This window comes from Anatilimnocola floriformis (assembly GCF_024256385.1).
Lineage (GTDB): Bacteria > Planctomycetota > Planctomycetia > Pirellulales > Pirellulaceae > Anatilimnocola > Anatilimnocola floriformis.
Genome location: NZ_JAMLFW010000001.1, coordinates 3,156,743 through 3,174,299, shown reverse-complemented (window position 1 = coordinate 3,174,299; position 17,557 = coordinate 3,156,743). Strand labels below are relative to the sequence as shown.

The 17,557-nt window shown below is 57.1% G+C and carries 16 protein-coding genes; 6 read left to right on the top strand and 10 right to left on the bottom strand.

The window, feature by feature from the left end; translation table 11 throughout:
• Nucleotides 1-38: 38 nt before the first annotated feature.
• Nucleotides 39-1,499: a sulfatase family protein gene (locus M9Q49_RS12230; protein WP_254509029.1), complete on the bottom strand. Its 1,461-nt coding sequence runs from the start codon at nucleotides 1,497-1,499 to the stop codon at nucleotides 39-41.
• 1 nt (nucleotide 1,500) lies between these two features.
• Nucleotides 1,501-3,729, bottom strand: coding sequence for a hypothetical protein (locus tag M9Q49_RS12225; protein ID WP_254509028.1), 2,229 nt, complete (start codon nucleotides 3,727-3,729; stop codon nucleotides 1,501-1,503).
• Nucleotides 3,730-3,865: 136 nt separating this feature from the next.
• Between M9Q49_RS12225 and M9Q49_RS35995 the strand changes: the two genes are divergently transcribed.
• Nucleotides 3,866-4,645, top strand: a complete 780-nt coding sequence (locus M9Q49_RS35995; protein ID WP_390843883.1) for a helix-turn-helix domain-containing protein — start codon at nucleotides 3,866-3,868, stop codon at nucleotides 4,643-4,645.
• A gap of 225 nt (nucleotides 4,646-4,870) precedes the next feature.
• Here the strand turns inward: M9Q49_RS35995 and M9Q49_RS12215 are convergent, their stop codons facing one another.
• Both M9Q49_RS12215 and M9Q49_RS12210 read right to left on the bottom strand, forming a co-directional pair.
• Nucleotides 4,871-5,092 carry a hypothetical protein gene (locus tag M9Q49_RS12215; RefSeq protein WP_254509026.1) on the bottom strand — a complete coding sequence of 74 codons (222 nt, stop codon included), beginning with the start codon at nucleotides 5,090-5,092 and terminating at the stop codon, nucleotides 4,871-4,873.
• The gene (locus M9Q49_RS12210) at nucleotides 5,089-6,048 is read right to left on the bottom strand and encodes an NAD(P)H-binding protein (RefSeq protein WP_254509025.1); all 960 of its coding nucleotides are present in this window, start codon (nucleotides 6,046-6,048) and stop codon (nucleotides 5,089-5,091) included. The genes M9Q49_RS12215 and M9Q49_RS12210 overlap by 4 nt, the downstream gene beginning before the upstream one ends.
• A gap of 123 nt (nucleotides 6,049-6,171) precedes the next feature.
• Between M9Q49_RS12210 and M9Q49_RS12205 the strand changes: the two genes are divergently transcribed.
• Nucleotides 6,172-6,744, top strand: coding sequence for a DUF1990 family protein (locus M9Q49_RS12205; protein ID WP_254509024.1), 573 nt, complete (start codon nucleotides 6,172-6,174; stop codon nucleotides 6,742-6,744).
• A 4-nt stretch (nucleotides 6,745-6,748) separates the two neighbouring features.
• Here the strand turns inward: M9Q49_RS12205 and M9Q49_RS12200 are convergent, their stop codons facing one another.
• From M9Q49_RS12200 to M9Q49_RS12185, 4 genes are read right to left on the bottom strand one after another with little or no spacing between them, the layout of a single operon-like run.
• Nucleotides 6,749-7,684, bottom strand: a complete 936-nt coding sequence (locus tag M9Q49_RS12200; protein WP_254509023.1) for an extracellular catalytic domain type 1 short-chain-length polyhydroxyalkanoate depolymerase — start codon at nucleotides 7,682-7,684, stop codon at nucleotides 6,749-6,751.
• 39 nt (nucleotides 7,685-7,723) lie between these two features.
• A complete protein-coding gene (locus tag M9Q49_RS12195) occupies nucleotides 7,724-8,986 on the bottom strand; it encodes a hypothetical protein (RefSeq protein WP_254509022.1) in 1,263 nt (420 codons plus the stop codon).
• A gap of 54 nt (nucleotides 8,987-9,040) precedes the next feature.
• Nucleotides 9,041-10,627 carry a sialate O-acetylesterase gene (locus M9Q49_RS12190; RefSeq protein ID WP_254509021.1) on the bottom strand — a complete coding sequence of 529 codons (1,587 nt, stop codon included), beginning with the start codon at nucleotides 10,625-10,627 and terminating at the stop codon, nucleotides 9,041-9,043.
• A complete protein-coding gene (locus M9Q49_RS12185; RefSeq protein WP_254509020.1) occupies nucleotides 10,609-11,088 on the bottom strand; it encodes a TspO/MBR family protein in 480 nt (159 codons plus the stop codon). The genes M9Q49_RS12190 and M9Q49_RS12185 overlap by 19 nt, the downstream gene beginning before the upstream one ends.
• A 136-nt stretch (nucleotides 11,089-11,224) precedes the next feature.
• Between M9Q49_RS12185 and M9Q49_RS12180 the strand changes: the two genes are divergently transcribed.
• Nucleotides 11,225-12,622, top strand: coding sequence for a sulfatase family protein (locus M9Q49_RS12180; protein ID WP_254509019.1), 1,398 nt, complete (start codon nucleotides 11,225-11,227; stop codon nucleotides 12,620-12,622).
• Nucleotides 12,623-12,655: 33 nt separating this feature from the next.
• A complete protein-coding gene (locus M9Q49_RS12175) occupies nucleotides 12,656-13,555 on the top strand; it encodes a ThuA domain-containing protein (protein ID WP_254509018.1) in 900 nt (299 codons plus the stop codon).
• A 19-nt stretch (nucleotides 13,556-13,574) separates the two neighbouring features.
• Here M9Q49_RS12175 and M9Q49_RS12170 read toward each other — a convergent pair whose 3' ends face one another.
• Both M9Q49_RS12170 and M9Q49_RS12165 read right to left on the bottom strand, forming a co-directional pair.
• Nucleotides 13,575-14,396, bottom strand: a complete 822-nt coding sequence (locus M9Q49_RS12170) for a sulfatase-like hydrolase/transferase (protein ID WP_254509017.1) — start codon at nucleotides 14,394-14,396, stop codon at nucleotides 13,575-13,577.
• On the bottom strand, nucleotides 14,396-15,139 hold the full coding sequence (locus tag M9Q49_RS12165; protein ID WP_254509016.1) for a sulfatase-like hydrolase/transferase: 744 nt from the start codon (nucleotides 15,137-15,139) through the stop codon (nucleotides 14,396-14,398). Before M9Q49_RS12165 ends, M9Q49_RS12170 begins: the two co-directional genes overlap by 1 nt.
• On the opposite strand from M9Q49_RS12165, the gene M9Q49_RS12160 reads away from it, so the two are divergent.
• Entirely contained in the window at nucleotides 15,104-16,291 is a 1,188-nt protein-coding gene (locus tag M9Q49_RS12160) for a tyrosine-type recombinase/integrase (protein ID WP_254509015.1), read from the top strand. The genes M9Q49_RS12165 and M9Q49_RS12160 overlap by 36 nt on opposite strands.
• The gene (locus M9Q49_RS12155; RefSeq protein WP_254509014.1) at nucleotides 16,288-17,442 is read left to right on the top strand and encodes a tyrosine-type recombinase/integrase; all 1,155 of its coding nucleotides are present in this window, start codon (nucleotides 16,288-16,290) and stop codon (nucleotides 17,440-17,442) included. Before M9Q49_RS12160 ends, M9Q49_RS12155 begins: the two co-directional genes overlap by 4 nt.
• Nucleotides 17,443-17,557: the final 115 nt, after the last annotated feature.

The window sequence follows — 17,557 nt, the reverse complement described above, 5'->3', positions numbered from 1 at the left end:
TCGAAGCAAGGAGAATTGGAAGGGCGACAGGTGGGTGATCAGGGGCGAGATTTTGGCGGAGTGCCGTAGTAGCGGAACGCATCGAACCCCTCGAAATCAGGATCAATGCGAGGATCGTCAGTGGACTTCATCCACTCCTGGACCAAGGAGCGGAGCACTGCTAATCGCTCGGCATTGCTGGGATCTCCGGCGACATTCGAAAGTTGGTCTGGATCCTTGTGCAGGTCATAGAGTTCTTCCGCTGCACGCTTCGCAAAAATCAGCGAGACGTACTTCTGGAATGCCGGGTCGTTTTGATGTGCGAGAAGGACATCTTTTACTGCAGTCGTGTCGACATCACCATACGGCCGGTCGTGCAAAAAGTACACATCGGGATCACCAGCGGGCCAACGATCGGGGCGTAAATTACGGATGTAAAGAAAGTTGCGAGTTCTCACGGCCCTGATGGGGTAGCTTTGATGTTCGCGGCGAACATCAGCGTGGCGTTCTCGTTCGAGAAAGACATATTCGCGCGAGTAAGGGTCTTTCTCTCCCAAGAGCAGTTCGCGGAAGCCTCGCATGCTCATCTCCTTGGGTGGCGTGATGCCGGCGATTTGCAAGAATGTCGGCCCTAGATCGGCGACGTTGATGAAGTCATCGACGCGGTGGCCGGGGCGAAGATTGCGCCCCCAACGAATCGCCAGCGGGACTCGCGAACCGGCGTCGTAGCAATTGGCCAATCCTCGCGGCAATTGCCAGCCATTGTCACTGGCAAAAACCACGACGGTGTTGTCCAACTCACCGGCTTTTTCCAGCAGATGAACGGCCTCGGCTGCCTGTTCGTCAAGTTTTATGATTCCGCCGTAATAGTTGAGCAAATCGCGGCGAACTTCGGGGCAATCAGGCAATTCCTTGGGGACGGCTAGTTTGTTGGCATCCAGCTTGGCCAGTGCGGTTTCAAGATAAGGATGTCGCCCGCCACGGGTCGCCGTATCTGTGTTGCCCAGCCAGAAGAAGAAGGGCTTGGACTTGTCGAGCTGTTGCGCGAAGTTGGCGAAGTTCTCGAACTTAGCTCCTACGGGGTTTTCCTTCCAACCTGAGACTTCAAAGTTTCCAGGGCCCCAGCCTTTACCAGCAAAACCTGTCTGGTAGCCTGCCTGTCGCAGTAGGTCCGTGACCACGGGGGTGTCTTGGGGGAACGCGCTCCAGAGACTCGCTCGTTCGCCCAGCTGATGCGCGTATTTGCCTGTCAGCAGGCAAGCTCGGGTGGGCGAACACGAGGGGACAGGATTGAACGTGTGCGTGAACAGGACTCCCTCGCGAGCAATGCGATCGAACGTTGGCGTCTTCGCTAGCGGATCACCAAGAATCCCAGCGTTAGGCCAGCGCCAATTGTCGGCGAGGATCAGCAGAATATTAGGACGTTTCTTCGACGACCCTTCCGCAGCAGCTGTCGTCGTCGCTTGAGCAACAGCCAGGGCAACAACCACCAAGTGCAGAACGGCGAGCTTGATGCGCATATTATTTCTCACGCGGTTCACTCCTCTGAAAATCCAGAACGATGACTTGCTGCGGTTGCACGTTCAGCGTTACCGTCTCGCCAAACTTCCATTCCTTTTTCAATTCTTTCCCACTCTCGCCATGGGTGACCGATAGTTGAAACGGGCCGCTGTTCGGCAGCAGGCCAAAGCGGCGATCAAGCGTGAACGAGTAGGGCTTTCCCGTCTGACTGGGATTGTGGATCGAGACATATCCCTGGGTTTGGGTCCAACCGGTGTAGCCGTACACGCTGGCGTCGACGGCCGGTTGAAATCGCTTCAGGCTGAGTTGCCCTTCGTCGACCGAAGTCGCTCCGACCGGACTGCCGCCGTGCATCCGCGCACGCTTGAAGGCCGGCGCGGCTTGATGCAGCCACTTGAGGCCGTCGGCCACAACGTCGAAATCCTTGGCATCGAGCGAATTCACGACGAAATACAGTTCGACGGTCAGCGTGCCGCGGGAAAGGGCCAGAAAGAAGTAGTTCTTGAACGCCTCGGGACTTGCGTCATCGAAACGATTTCCGTCCTTCGCAGGCTCGTGATTGAAGAAGCTATTCAGCGGCACCTGGTTGCCATCGCGCCGCGTCAATTGGTAATACAAGCCATCCCGGTAGCACATCTGCAGCGTGCGGTCGCCAGGGGCCCCGTCATTGCAGTTCACCAGGCTCAAGACGTCGAGGTGCATCAGCCACCAAGGGCTGATCGTCGCGCCGTTGTGGCACAGAATGCGAACGTGCGGGTTCTTCGCGTGCATTTTGTCAAAGATGGCGGCCAAACGCTGCGTCGCAACGGTGATGTAATAGCGCTTCATTTCGTCGAACTTGGGATCGTCGATCCGCGGATCGTTCGCCGACATGCCATCCGGAGGAAGCAGCGACGTCATAACCGGAGTGCCGCGATCAGGAACGGTTTCAAATAGCCGGCTTTGCATATCTCCAAAGATGCCATCCAGCTTGAAGTAGACCGAACCCATGTCCACCATCTCCAGCAGTCGCTTTTCGAGTAACGATAAATACTTCGGCCCCGCCATCGACATCGCTTTCTTGGCACGCCCGCTCTTAGGATGTTTCTCGCCGACGAGAACTTCGAATCCGTTCTGCTCCAAGACCTCAAGATTCGCGGTCGCACCAAAGAGGCAGGCCGGACTGGCCCACAGTCCCAGGTGCGAACCTTTAGCTTCAATCGCCGCGCGTGCCGACCGCAGATCGGCGTCAAAGTTCACTTCGTTGACCGGATAGAGACCTTTGCTCCAATCCGCCAATGGGGACCGCGGCGGCCGCGAGTTTTGCCAGCCATCGTCGATTACATACACGTCCAACGGGCGGCAGCCGCGTTTTTCCACAAGCTCTTGATGCAGCGCGTCCAGCGACTGCTGCAGTTTCTTCTGCGTGATTCCACCACCAAAGTCAAACCAAGAGTTGTATTGCACGCTTAACTTTGCCGGCGAAGCGCGAATCTCGTCGATGTATTCCAGAAAGGCGTCTTGGACAAACTCGGGATCATCGCCAACACCAAAGACCGCGCGATGCGTCGTAAATTTCCGCCCCGGCTGCAACCTCTCTCCGTATTGAACGCCGCAGCGCAGGGTCTCACCTTCCAGACGATTCCATGCCGCAGGGAATTCGACACCCCAGAACGTCGCCGTCTCGTTCGTATAGAGAGGCTGCCCCAGTGCGGGCAGAAAGCGGCCATAGGCCCGCATCAACTCTTTCGCTTTGTAAGGCGAAAATGCGTCTGCAATGTCCAGTGATTCGATGTCGACCAATTCCAGTGTTCTTGCCTCATCCGAGACGATCTCCAGGTGCTTGTGGCCGTAACGCTTCCCGGGTTGCAGCGTGTAACACACCGCAACGCTCACGCCGTGAGTTTTGTTGCGCAACTCAATGCGAATTGCGTCCGCCGTTGCGTCGCTGGTGGTAACCTCAAAATCTGCCGCGGTCAGCATGACGTCTGGCTGCGTGTCGTTCACGTCTGCCGAGAGCCGCAGTCGAAATTCCTCCGCGCCCGTGGGTTTCAATTCCTTGCGGTCCAACTTGTTAGCCAGGCGCGTGGATCTCAGCCGTCCGTTCTCGACGATGACGGTTCTGGCCAGAAACTGATTCTCCAGTCGCAATTCCGCCGCAGATGAACTTGTGATCGCGCCGGCCATGCAGAGGACCAACAGCACGACGAATCGTTGATGCGAGGATTCACTTACTAGCATTGTTTTCACGCTGGCCTTCGGCAGTTTTCAGCAAGGGCTTCGAGGATCTGCTACGATTTTCTGCAGTTTATCGCTGCATTATTAAACCTGCTCGCACGAAAACGACCAGTGGTTAGCACAAACCTTGCATTTCTGCAGGCACGTCATGCCCATCGCTACGCCGGCCTTAGATCAGATTCGCCTGGATGCGTCGACGCGCCAGCTCTTTGAACTGCTTCCCGACGTCTGTTTTTTCATCAAGGACAAAGCCGGACGTCTGATCCATTGCAACGAAGTTCACCGTCGCGGGATCTTTCGCTATGGAAACGCCGATGATCTCTACGGAAAGGCGAACCACGATTTCTTCCCGAACGCGCTTGCAAATTCCTTTGCGGAGGATGATCAACGCGTGATTCAGCATGGCGACTCGATTCTGGAACAGTGCGAGCTGAACATCACTTCCGCCGGCGCGCTGAGTTGGTTCTGCACCACCAAGGTGCCTGCCCGTGATCGCCACGGCAAGATCGTTGGGCTCGTGGGAATCAGCCGCCGCTTGGAATCCGCTGACCATCGCATGGGAAATTTTGAACTGCTATCTGCAGCCCTCGACCACATTCAGAAAAACTTCTCGCAGCAAATCTGCGTTCAGACGCTCGCCGACGCGTGCCAGCTTACCGAGGCCACGTTTCGACGTGAGTTTGAGAAGCTCTTTCGGATGACGCCGCTGCAGTTCATTCTCCGCCTGCGACTCCACGAAGCGTGCCTGAGGTTATCGGCCAACTCGGACTCGATCGGCGACATTGCGTATCAGTGCGGCTTCGACGACCAGAACTACTTCGCCCGGTATTTTAAGCGGGCAATGAGCATGACCCCTTCGGAATTTCGCGAAAGGCAAAATCCTCGGCAAAACAGCACTCGGTCTCAGTCCTCGCAGACCAAATCCTGAGGATTCCAGTTAATCGCCATCGTCGGAGTTTGGCTGCTGCCACTTAACTGGAACACACCGAATAGCGGGCAGGCAACTTTTTGTCAAATGCCGTTGGCATTCTCAGCTGCATCGGTCCGACACGCCGACTCGGATCCGCGAATGATGACCGCATTCTGGCCGCGCACTGGGCAGCGACTGGAAGCAAATCAATGGCATTTACTGAATAGTGGAGGTTGCTTGCTTTCAACCCGCGTCGCGAGACATTGCCGGGGTGAGAAACGATTCTTCCTCCCGGCTGTGAACGTGCGGAGGAGGGCTGCCGCCTGGAGGCACGATGGCCTCGAACATTGCGTACTTGCCGTCCGTCTCCTCGCCGGTTGCGAGGAAACGGTAGACGTCACCCACGACGGCGATGGTGCGGCCCTCGTCTGGTTTGCGGAGCGTTGGTTGATGGGTCATGTTCATGGGGTCAACTTTACCGTGGAGTCGTGCTTTGCGAGAGCCTGCTGAATCGCCTCTTTCACGCCCATCGGTCGCACTGCAAACACCTTGCTGGCCGTGTGGTCTTGAACGACGGTCGGATTCTTCAAGCCCTCGATCAAGTGACGACCGACCTCGTAGGTGGCGGGCGTCACGAGCGCCAGCCACAATCCAGAAAGGTAGGGCGTCAAGACAGGGACGAAAATCAGCAACCGCCGCAGCCCTCGCTGCCGAGCGTATTCTCGAATCAAGTCGCCGTAGGTCACGACATCCGGGCTGCCAATCTCGAAGGTTCGGCTCACGCCAACAGGCAAGTCTTTCGCCGCCAGGAGATACGCCAGCACATCGTTGATGGCGATGGGCTGTGTCGGTGTCGAGAGCCAGCGAGGGCAGATCATCACCGGCAGTCGGTCCGTCAACGACTTCATTAGCTGAAACGAAAGACTGCCTGCTCCGATAACCATCCCGGCTCGGAACTCGATGGTCTCCACTCCCGACTGCCGCAGAATTTCGCCCACTTCATGTCGGCTGCGCAGGTGCGGCGACAGTTTTGGATCGGAATCGTCTCCCAGGCCACCGAGATAAATGATGCGTTTCACCCCAGCCTTCTTGGCAGCCTCGGCGAAGTTCTCCGCCGCCTGCCGATCCTCTCTCTCGAAGTTCTTCGAGCCAGACATCAAATGCACGAGGTAATAGGCCGTCTCGACGCCCTGCAACGCTACATCCAGCGAGGGTGGGTCAAGCACATCCCCCTGGACGATCTGTGTCGCCTCCTTCACGAGGGGTCGCAGTTTGTCGGGGTTGCGGGCCAAACACCGAAGGATCACTTGCTGTTGTTCGATCAGAGGAATCAGCCGACCGCCGACGTAACCCGATGCTCCCGTCAACAGAATTACGGGAAAATCGAGTTGGGAACATTCGTCGGAATTCGGCAGCGGCATCGTGTTTTGTCTGACTCTCGGCCCAGCGGCGAGTTGCTTTGCGCCTATCATGCACTAGCGGCATTCTACCCGCTGTGGGTTCGTCGCCCAGGATCGTTGTTTGCGAGGAACTGGAAAGCCACCGTGCTATCACTGCAAAAGCCATCGACCGAGGCGATTCAACGCTTTCTTGACCAACAGGCCAAATTGGACCTGACGTATCGCGCGGTGGGAGCAACTGCAACGACGCCGCCCGCTGGTTATGTCGTGGATCGCACTCGGATCAAGCTCGGTGAGGGGGAGAAGGTGTTCCAGTCTGCGTCCGCTGCGCTGCGGCGTTGGGAACAGTTCAACCTCGGCTGGCTAGAGGCGAGGCCGACAGAAACTCCAATCCAAACAGGGCAAGTCGTCGCCGTTTTGGCACGAGCGGTTGGTCTTTGGTGGCTCAATGCTTGCCGCATCGTTTACGTCATGGATGAGACTGGGCCGATCAGCAGATTCGGGTTTGCCTATGGAACCTTGCCAGCACATGCCGGGACAGGTGAGGAACGATTCCTGGTTGAATGGGATCAGGAATCGAACGAAGTTCTTTACGACATTCTCGCCTTCTCCCGCATGAAGCACGTCCTGACCCGCCTTGGCTATCCGGTGGTGCGCCGAACACAGAAGCAGTTTGGCCGAGAGTCGGCGGCGGCCATGCGGCGGGCGGTTCATTGAAGCGTCACTTCATCGGATGCTTTTGAAAGAATTCCCACATCAAGTCGTTGGCCGAGACGTTCATCGCTGACTTGCCAATGAAGCCCACCGGCGGTTGCCGGCCCGGCCAGGTGTGACCTCCTTCTTCAATGACAACCAGTACGACTTCAGCCTTATCCCTGCCGCCGCCGTAGGTCTTCCGGGTCACTTTCATCTCATCGTCGTCTTTGGAGATCGTCTCGAATATCGGCGTCTCGTCGCAGCCGTTGAGCTTTACCCAGGTCTGGATCGAGTCCTCGACTCCTTTCAATTTTATGAAGGACGGAGATTTGCTCTTCTTCATCTCGAACGGAACGATGTTGTCTTTGGAGCCGTGGAAGTGCATCACCGGCACTGGTCGCTTTGGTTTGCTGTCGTCGATGGCGATGGTTCCCGCCACCGGAGCAATGGCGGCGATTCGGTCGGACAACTCGGCGGCGAGCCGGTAGCACATCATTCCGCCATTGCTCATGCCACAAGCGTAGACCCGCTTCTCGTCTACTTTGACGAGTGTACTGAGTTCATCCAACAGCTTGCCGATGAAGGCCACGTCGTCAGCCCCGCCCTCGGCCATTTTTCTTCTGAAACCACCTGCATTCCACGAGCAGAACGGCCCCAAACCTGTACCGCTTGGATAGACCACGATGAAGCCGGCTTCGTCCGACTTCTTGTTGAGGCCGGAAAACCAAACCATCATCGAGCCATCCATCGCTAGTCCATGTAAAGTAATTACGACCGGAGAAGGCTTCTTAGGATCGTAATCCTTTGGAACATGAACGAGGTATGACCGCTTCTGCTCGCCCATCGTCAACGAGAGGGAGTGATCGCCGGGACTGAGCGGGTCTGGTAGCAATGGCGTGTCTTGAGCCAAGGCCGAAGACGCAAGCAGACCGATGAGTAGCACAATCAGCAATTTCTGCATGTTTATTCCTCCTGCCGCCGCATGTTCGGAAAGACGACATCATTTCTTGTACCGATACACCCACATCACGCCGTTATCGCTGCTGTCACCGGCGACGTGGCAAAAGTAGGCATTCAACTCCCGGTCAAAGAAGGTATTGGCGGCGTATTGAAACTTGGGACCATCTGCCGGAAAGGGAATGGGGTCTGCCCATGAATTCGTGTTGGGGTCGTAAACGAAAATGCCGGGCGACTTTTCCTTGAAATGGATAGCCACCACGATGTCGAGGCGAGCATCATACTCGTAGAAGGCAGCGTTCGTGTTAGCCGGCGGCGGCGCTGTTCCCGTAGGTTTTAGGTGACTCCAAGAATTGCTTTCGATGTCATACGCCATGAGTCCTTCGCCCTTGGAATCATCACCGTCATTTCGATAGAAACGGCTCCGCTTGGAATCGTAGCAGCCACAGGCATCGTACCCTTTGGGGTTTGGGCCTTTTGGCTTGGCATCGCTCCACTGGTTCTTCGCCGGATCGTAAATCGCCACGGTGTCGGACCCCACGACGAAGAATTGCTTCTTGGAGGGGAGATAGTGGAACTGAGGGAATCCTCCAGCGTTGATGGCCATCGCATTGTTTGCCAGGGATCGCTCAAATCTGCCCGATGCCACATCGTAGAACCACGGGGAGCGAACCAGTTTCTTTTTTTCCTTCAGTTCTTCTTCAAGCAGTTTCAGCCCCTCATCCATTTGTTTCTCGCCGCCCAAGAAGTACCTGGGAATCTGGTCGCCCGTGCCCCAGCTAAGGAAGGCGAATTTCTTCCGGTCGGAATCGTAGGTGAGATAGCCCCAGGCATGAACCAGCGTATGCAGTGGAATGGGCTGTTTATCGTTGTCGATCAACTGCCCATCATCATCAATCAATAGCTGCTTGTCTTTGACTCGCTGCGTGAAGGTTTTCGTGTCCATACCGGGGTAGAGGCAAGTCCAGGCGTGAGCGTTGATGTCGTAGAACCACAGATCGTCCATGATGTGTCCATCGGGCTTCACGTAACCGTGGACTCCCTCTCCGAACAGGAAAGCTCCCCGCTTGTCCGGTGCGAGGATCAGGGCTTTAGCGCCCCACGAACTACCTCGTGCCTTTCCCCATTTCGGGTCTGCGGCGGGCGCACCGAGTTTCAGCCATTCGTTGTCGCTCATCGCCTTGATATTCTCGACGTGCGCCCCTGGTCTGCTGGGCAGTTCGGCGAGAGGCCCTTTCGCGTCCTGAGCAAACGCTGTCAGGTTGATAGTGAAGAAGGCAGCGATCACAATTCCATAACGAACCATCTTAAAGCTCCAGTTGAACATCGAACTCGGCCTGAGCAACCGAATGGTAAGCGGCTATTCTCGCGGCAAATCCGGTTCAAACTTGAGAAGTTCCGGATGCGAACAGAACGGCGCTGCGGGTAGTCCGTCACGGTTATAGAGGCGGCACTGTTGCGGATTGATTGCGTAAGCGTAACGCACGGCTGCGGGGCGTGGCAGACGCTCGTTGCGGACGATGACTGTCGCGCCGTCAATCGTCGCGTCGGCTCGATGCCAGGTTCCTGCCTGGTCCGCCAATTCGAAGTGCGTCAGCGAGATCGCCCGATCTTCCTTGGGTTCCGCCAGGCCGTCCTTGATCGCCGTTATGAGACCGCTCTCCGCGTGCGTGAAGAACACAACGGCCCGGCCATCCGCGATTTCCACACGCTCAAACAGCGGTCCGCTGTAAGGTACCTTTCGTCCGTATTCATCGGCCAGAGCCAACCGGGCGAGTCGCTCCCCGACATCGAACTTGTTCGGCGGGTGAATGTCTTCGTGAAATAGGTCAATGGTCACCGCCATTCCTGTGTGCGGCAGACCCAAGCTCAGACGCTGTTGTTCACGAAGATAGGGCCAACCGGCCCGAGCGCCGCTGCCGGGAAGCTGGACGAAGTAGAAAGGAAGAGCATCGTTCCCCAATTCGGTTCGCCAGCCGGTGATCAGTGCCCGCATCTTGTGCCGGTAGTCGCGCGGATCTTCGCCATCGCCACAGTTTGATTCCCCCTGATACCAGATAGCGCCGCGCGCCGCGAACCGGATAATCGGTGCAAGCCGCGAATGAAATAGCCGTCCGGGCAGCCAATTCGCATCGCGGGCTCGAACGCCGCCCGGCAGCTTCCAGATGCCGAGCAGATCTTCTTGGTCTCCCAATTCCAACTCGCGTAGGAGTGTGGGATGGGCATTGAACGGGGCGCGGGGGATGAACGGTTCGATCGGAGTTCCGCCGCGCGACGTATCGACGATGCCGATCGGAACGTCCAGTTCCCCCTGCAATTTTCTCGCGAAGTAGAACGCGGCCGCTGAGAAGCCGCCAACCGTATTCGGCGAGCAAACAGACCAACCGGCCTTGATAGGAATATCTTTCCGTGGCATAGCGGATTCCGACTCGTCGATTCGCCGGAAGCGAATGGTGGGGAGCTCCGCGGCTGCCATGTCCGCTTCAGCCTTCGAAAAGTGCTTGGCAACTGCCTGGACGTTCATGGCCATATTGGATTGGCCGCTCGCGTGCCAAATATCTCCCACAACGGCGTCGGCGACGACCACGGTCTCGCTATCGCAGGCTGCAACAAGTTTCCGGGATTCGTCACTCGCTGCCAACGGCTTGAGGATCGCTTGCCATGTACCGTCGTCGTTCACTTTCGCGGAAACACTTTGGCCGGCGAACTGAACCGTGACCACTCGGCCCTTGTCGGCCCAGCCCCAAACCGGGATGGATCGTTCCCGCTGCAATACCATGTGATCGCTGAAGATCCCGGCAAACCTCAGCTCAGCGTGCGCAACCGAGTACCCACTCAACCATGCGAGAACGGGCATCATGGCGACACAGATGCGAATAGCTTGGCGCCTGAATACTTTCGAGTCTGTGTGCATCGACGTTTCTCCTTTCAGGAGTTCATTCGCCAAATCGCGAAGTTCAGCACGGCTGCAAAGCTGACCCAGGCCAGGTACGGCGTCATCAGCCAACCGGCGACTTGCGATGACAGAAAGAATGTAGCCGTCGTCGCCGCGATCGCTAGCCATAGGAGCACGATCTCTGCGAAAGCCAACCCGGGCTGATGAAGGCCAAAGAAGATCCAGGACCAGGCGATGTTCAGCACGAGTTGGACCGCAAAAAGCGTCAGTGGCATCGCAGCAGCCGCGAAACCAGCCGGTCTCCAGACGAGCCAAGCAGCCGCTCCCATCAGGATGAAGAGCGTGGTCCAGACGGGCCCGAAGATCCAATCGGGTGGATTCCAGGAAGGCTTCTCGATCGTTCGATACCAGCCCTCAATTTCCGGCGTGGTGGCGATGGCCCCGAGAGCCGCCGCACCGAGGCAGATGGCGATGAAGATGACGAGGCCTATCCAGCGGGCGCGGTCCGTCAATGTGATCTCCTTTGCTTGATTCATCTCGGCTCAAGTAAACTCCGCTAGCTCACAGTATGATCGTGGGCAACGCCGAGTGGGCAGGTTGCCAGTATCATTGGGCGGCGCGACGGACTTTCCAAGACGGGTAAATTGCATGTCTCGACTCCTTGCCGTGCTCATTACGATTAGCCTCTCGATCAGCGCCGCAGCCGCAGCCAATAAGCCAAACATCCTCGTGATCGTCGCGGATGATCTGGGGTACGCAGACATCAGCGTGCACGGCGGTAAGTCCGTGCCGACGCCGAACATCGACGCCCTCGCGGCTTCGGGCGTCCGCTGCACAAGCGGTTACGTTTCAAGTCCTTATTGCAGCCCCAGCCGCGCCGGGTTCCTTACCGGGCGGTATCAAACTCGTTTCGGTCACGAGTTCAATCCGCACGTCGGTGAGGAAGCCAAGCTCGGCTTGCCCCTTGACCAACGCACGATCGCGGATCATCTACGTGCAGCTGGTTACGCGACCAGCTTGATCGGAAAGTGGCATCAGGGCTTCGACCACGCCCATCATCCTCAGTCACGCGGTTTCGACGATTACTTCGGCTTCTTGGTCGGCGGGCATAACTTCCTGTTGCACAAAGACGCGAAGCCGGTGTTTGGCAGTGCTCATTCGCATGACTTGATCTATCGCGGGCGTGAGGTACAGAAGCTCGATGGTTACACCACCGACTTATTCACCGACGAGGCCCTTGGTTTCATGGATCGCCACGCCGAGAAGCCCTGGTTCCTCTACCTGGCCTACAACGCAGTTCACACACCACTGGAGATCGTCGACAAGCACAAAGAGCGCATCCCCGCCGAAGTGACCGATCCAGCTCGACGCGGTTATCTTTCGCTGCTGCTGGGACTCGATGATGCCATCGGCCGCATCACCGCTCATCTCGAAAAAAGTGGTCGGTCGAAGGATACATTGATCGTTTTCTTTAGCGACAACGGCGGCTCGGGCCGTAAGCCCTACTTCGCTTACAACACGGGCGTGAACAGTCCGCTGCGCGGCGACAAGGGGCAAACTCTCGAAGGAGGCATCCGAGTACCTTTCTTCGTCTCTTGGCCCAGCAAATTACCTGCTGGAAAGGTGTACGACCATCCGGTTATTACGCTGGACGTTTTACCCACGGCCCTCGAACTGGCCGGAGCGCCTTCACCGGCCGATTTGGACGGCGTCAACTTGCTGCCGTTCCTGCGAGAGGAGGCCAAGACCTTGCCACACGACTCACTCTACTGGCGATTCGGTCCTCAGAAAGCGGTTCGTCGTGGGCAATGGAAGTTGGTGGACTGGAGAGATCACGACGCCAAGAAGAATAGCGGCTGGCAGCTGTTTGATCTCAGCAGCGACGTTGGTGAGCAAACTGATCAGGCGGAAAAAGAGCCTGAATTGGTTGCCCAGCTCAGCCGGGACTGGGAGCAATGGAATGCCAAGAACATTGCGCCCCGTTGGCATGGTAGCCCTACCGAAGATCCGACCGCCCCGCCCAGACCGGCGACCAAGAAGAAGTAGCTCCGAGTTCCTCCTCTGCCTGCGGTAATCATCATGGATCAAATGATCATTCGATGTCTGTTATCCCTGACGCTGTTTTTCGGAGTTCTGGGACCGACTCGGGCCCAATCGCCCAAGCCGGTTCGGTTGCTCGTTTGGGACGAGCAACAGCCCGAACAAGCCAAAGCGTATGAGAACTTTCTCGGCAACGCGTTGGCGGATCATCATGGGAAACGCCCTGGCATCCGGGCTTTATCGGTGAATCTCAATTCGCCCGAACAAGGACTGGATGCTGCCACGCTCGACGCCACAGACGTCATCGTCTGGTGGGGCCACCGCAAGCATGGCGAAATCAAGAACGAACGGGTCGACGCGGTCGTTCAACGCGTACTCGACGGCAAACTCGGCTTCATCGCACTACACTCGGCCCACTTTGCCGAGCCGTTCATGCGATTGATGTACGAACGCTCCAAGGCGGACGCACCCAAGCAGATTCCCGAGGCAGAACGAGCAACTGCCAAGTTTGACTTCTCCGCGCCCCTCAAGCGCAACCTGGTCAATCGTGATGCTAAGTTGACCCCATCGCTGGAAAAAGTCGATGGTGTGTGGCGACTAACCCCGCCCGCTTGCGTTTTTCCCTCCTGGCGCGCGGACGGCGCGCCGAGTCACGTCACCTCGCTGTTGCAGGATCATCCCATCGCCAAGGGTCTGCCGGTGAAGTGGGAAATACCGCAAACGGAAATGTACGACGAGCCATTTCACGTTCCCACGCCGGATGCTGTGATCTTCGAGGAACGCTGGGACAAGGGTGAGAAATTTCGCAGTGGGTGCGTTTGGCAGGTCAAGCAAGGTCGCGTCTTCTACTTTCGGCCTGGACACGAGACTTATCCCGTCTACCGGCAAGCGGAAAATCTGACCGTCATTGAAAACGCAGTCCGGTGGGCTGCGCCCTAGATGACGTGATGTCAGGGAGTCATTTCAACTGAGACTCACCAGGCACGACGCTGGCCTCGTGCGTTTTCACCGCCTGTTGGATTTCCGCGAGCACAGCAGGATTTTCTGCAGCCACATTTCGTTTTTCCGACGGATCGCGACCCAGATGAAAGAGCAGCGGCGGGTCATGGGACTCGGGCTGAGCGGCTCCGTAGCCCGTTTGAGTTTTGAAATGGACCTTCCACTCGCCAATGCGACAGGCGAAAAGCTGAACGCCTCGGTAATAGAAGTACGGCCGTGCCGGCAATTCCTTCTTCTCGAAGAGGACCGGGGCGAGATTGGTTCCATCTACCGTCACGCCCTCCGGCAGGGCTGCGCCGGCGAGAGCGAGTGCCGTGGGAAACAAATCCAACGTGCCCGCCAATTGATTGGAAACGCCGGGACGAATTCGTCCTGGCATCCACATGATGCCAGGGACGCGCATGCCACCTTCCCACGTGCTCCCTTTGCCATCGCGCAGCAGGCCGGCGCTGCCTCCCTGATCTCCCATGATGAGCCAAGGTCCATTGTCGCTGGAGAAGACAACCAGCGTGCGCTCGGCAAGCCCTTCGCTGCGTAAGGCGCCCAGCACCTGGCCGACACTCCAGTCGAGTTCCTCGACTGCATCGCCATAGATGCCTGCGCGACTCTTGCCTTTGAAGTCCGACGAGGCGAACATCGGCACGTGGGGAAAGGTGTGGGCGAAGTACAAAAAGAAGGGTGCTGCCTTCTTCTCTTGAATGAACTTCACGGCCTCTTCGGTGTAGCGTTGCGTGAGCATCGTTTGTTCGGCCGGTTGCTCGATCACCTTGCCATCACGCATCAACGGCACATCCCAGCGTCGACGGGCGGCGTAGGCGAACCGGTTGCACCGCGCGGCAAACCTGGCCGCGCGTCCATATCATTGGAATAAGGTAAACCAAAGCTGCTCTGGAACCCCTGGTCAAGCGGCCGCGAGCCTTCATGGATGCCGAGATGCCACTTGCCGATGTGCGCCGAAGCGTGGCCTTTCTCGCGTAAGGCCTCCGCCAGCGTAATTTCCGCCGCTGGGAGTCCTCCCTTCGAGTTGGGAAACAGCACGCGTCGGTCTCCGCACATGCCGTTGCGAATCGGATAACGTCCCGTCAGCAACGCAGCCCGACTGGGAGTACAAACTTCCGCAGCGGAATAGAAATCAGTGAACCGCAACCCTTCCGCGGCCATGCGGTCGAGGTGCGGCGTGCGGATTGTTGGCGACCCATAGCAACCCAAATCACCGTAACCGAGATCGTCGGCAAGTATAAAGACTATATTAGGTACACGGCCCGTTTTCTTAGATTCGTCGGCGTTTTCAGCGGAAAATGCCGCATCCATGGTGGCGGTGGCAATGATCAGTGTAGCTAATCTGTGTAGTAAACGCATAAAGTATCGAGTGGAACGGTGAGTGATATCGCAGCCGCGCTGGCGGCTCGCGGGCGACGCGTTCGGCCAGCGATCAATATCGCGGCCGAAGAACCTGCGGTCAATCAAGCAGAAAGGAAGGACGGACTTATGGGGCGAAAGCGAAAGGTGCGGCGACAGCAGCATGGTTCCGTCTGGCACTGGAAGCAGACGGATGCCTGGTACTACACGTTACCAGGGACAAAGAAGCGAATGGCTTTGTTCGACGAGCAGGGCGGGCGGATCAAAGGCCTGGCAAAGAAACTCGAAGCCGAACGGGCGTTGGCGAAGGTTAAGGTGGGGATCGCAGATAACGACCCGGGTTTCACTCCCGAAGCGGAATGGCTTGTTGCCCGCGTGTGCTCCGACTACATCCAGTATTGCGAACGGGGAGTTCCCAAAGGGACTACTACGGCCGGGCACTTACGCAGTACGAAGTCGTGGCTCAACGACCTTTGTGCGTACTGCGGCGCCTTGCCTCTTTCGCAGCTCAAGAAGGGGCACATCACGACCTGGATTGAAACGCACTCGTCTTGGCGCAGTACGGAGACCCATCGAGGCGTGTTGTCTGTCGTTCTGGCAGCCCTCAATCGGGCCGAAGAAATGTTTGGCGTCGCCAATCCACTAAAGGGCCTCAAGAAGCCGACGCCGAAACCTCGCCTGCAGTCGATCAGCCCCGCTGACGAGCAGATCATTTACGCTAACCTCGAACCGCAGTTTCGCAACTTCCTGTTTGCCGCGTTGCACACGGGCCTCAGGCCCTTTTGCGAACTTGCCCAAGTGAAAGCTGAACACGTCGAACAGACGCCAAGGGGCATGATGTGGCGAGTCTACTCCAGCAAAACGAAGAAGACTCGCAAGATTCCCGTGCGGCCTGAGGTCGCCAAACTGGTCCAGCAGCTGATCAAAGATGCACCTGCCGGCTCCGGCCGGCCGCTTTTTCGGAACACTAAGGGGAATCCTTGGCAACGAACTGCCGGCGTCGTTCGCTTTTTGAATCTGCGAAAAAAGCTGGGCTGGTACGGCGACCCTGTGCGAGGAAAGTACACGTGCTATAGCTGCCGTCACACCTTCGTACATCGCATGCTTTCTGGTTATTGGACGAACGGCGTGGGTTGTTCGATCGAGACGGTTGCCGAGCTGATTGGTGATACTCCGAAAGTGGCGTTTGATCACTACGGCCGAGAATGGGGTCAACATTATCAGGCTCCGCTGTGGGCTGCCATTGGCGAACAACCCAAGGCAACGAGCAGCCGGAAGCCATCGGCGGTCAAGCTTCGAAAGAAGGTGGATGCATGACTGCTAACAAGAAAGGAAATAATACGACCCAAAAACAAACACGTCGCCGAGCGCACGGTTCTGCGTGGCACTGGCGGCAGACAGACAGCTGGTATTTCACGCCACCTGGCACAAAGCGCCGTGAAGCCTTGCTTGACTCGTCAGGCCGGCGAATCAAGGGGAAGTCCAACAAGCAAGCAGCGGAACTGGCTCTAGCTCGACTAAAAGCAATATCGGATTGGAAACCCGCGCCGGAAAAGCAAATTGAACAGTCAGAAGTTTTGCTCGTGGGAAAGCTCTGTTCCGATTACATCGAGCACTGCGCAGAACGATTTCTTGGCAACCATGTTTGCGCCGAACACCGTGATCAAGCGCGCCGCATTCTGAACGATCTGGCAAGTTATTGTGGCGCTCTGCCGGTCATCGAAGTGCAGAAAGCTCATCTGGAACACTGGCTTGAGTCACACCCGACTTGGCGCTCGCCTGTGACACGTCGCAACAACATCACCACAGTGCTCGCGGCGTTTGAATTCGCTAGGGAAAGCTACGGTATTCGAAATCCGTTGCGGGGCTTCTCAAAGCCTAGTCCACGGCCACGTTTGCATTCGCTCAGCCCCGCTGACGAGCAGGCCATGTATGGTGCGACCGACGGACCCTTTCGAAACTTTTTGTTCGCAGCTCTGCACACCGGGCTTCGGCCGTTTTGCGAACTCGCGGGACTGCGAGTTCGGAACGTCGAAGTCCAGAGAGGCGCAATGCTTTGGCGAGTGTATTCTTCCAAAACACGGAAGACCCGAAAAATTCCGATTAGTTCGGCAGTTTCGAAATTGCTGGCAAGTCGGCTTAAAACTGGAGATCAAGAAGCAATTCTGTTCCCCAATGCGCAGGGCAACGTGTGGAAGAAGGTAACTGGAGTGGCGAGATTCCTGAAGATCAAGCGTTCGCTTGGTTGGGATAGTGATCCGCTTCGAAATACGTATTCGTGCTACTCATGCCGCCATACTTTCGCTCATCGCCTTCTGTCGGGATATTGGAACAACGGTGCAGGATGCACGATCGAAACCTTGGCAGAATTGATGGGTAACACGCCCCAGGTGGCGTTTGCCCACTATGGTCGTGAGTGGGGCAAGCATTACCAGGATCCACTATGGACGGCCATCGGGGTCGACTGAGATGAGAAGTTGTTGCTCAGATTCATTCCCAAGCAAAACTGGGTTTTGAATCCAGCGCGTCTGCCATTCCGCCACTTCGGCTTTTCTAGGACTTTCCCGCTGCTTTGCGTGATTC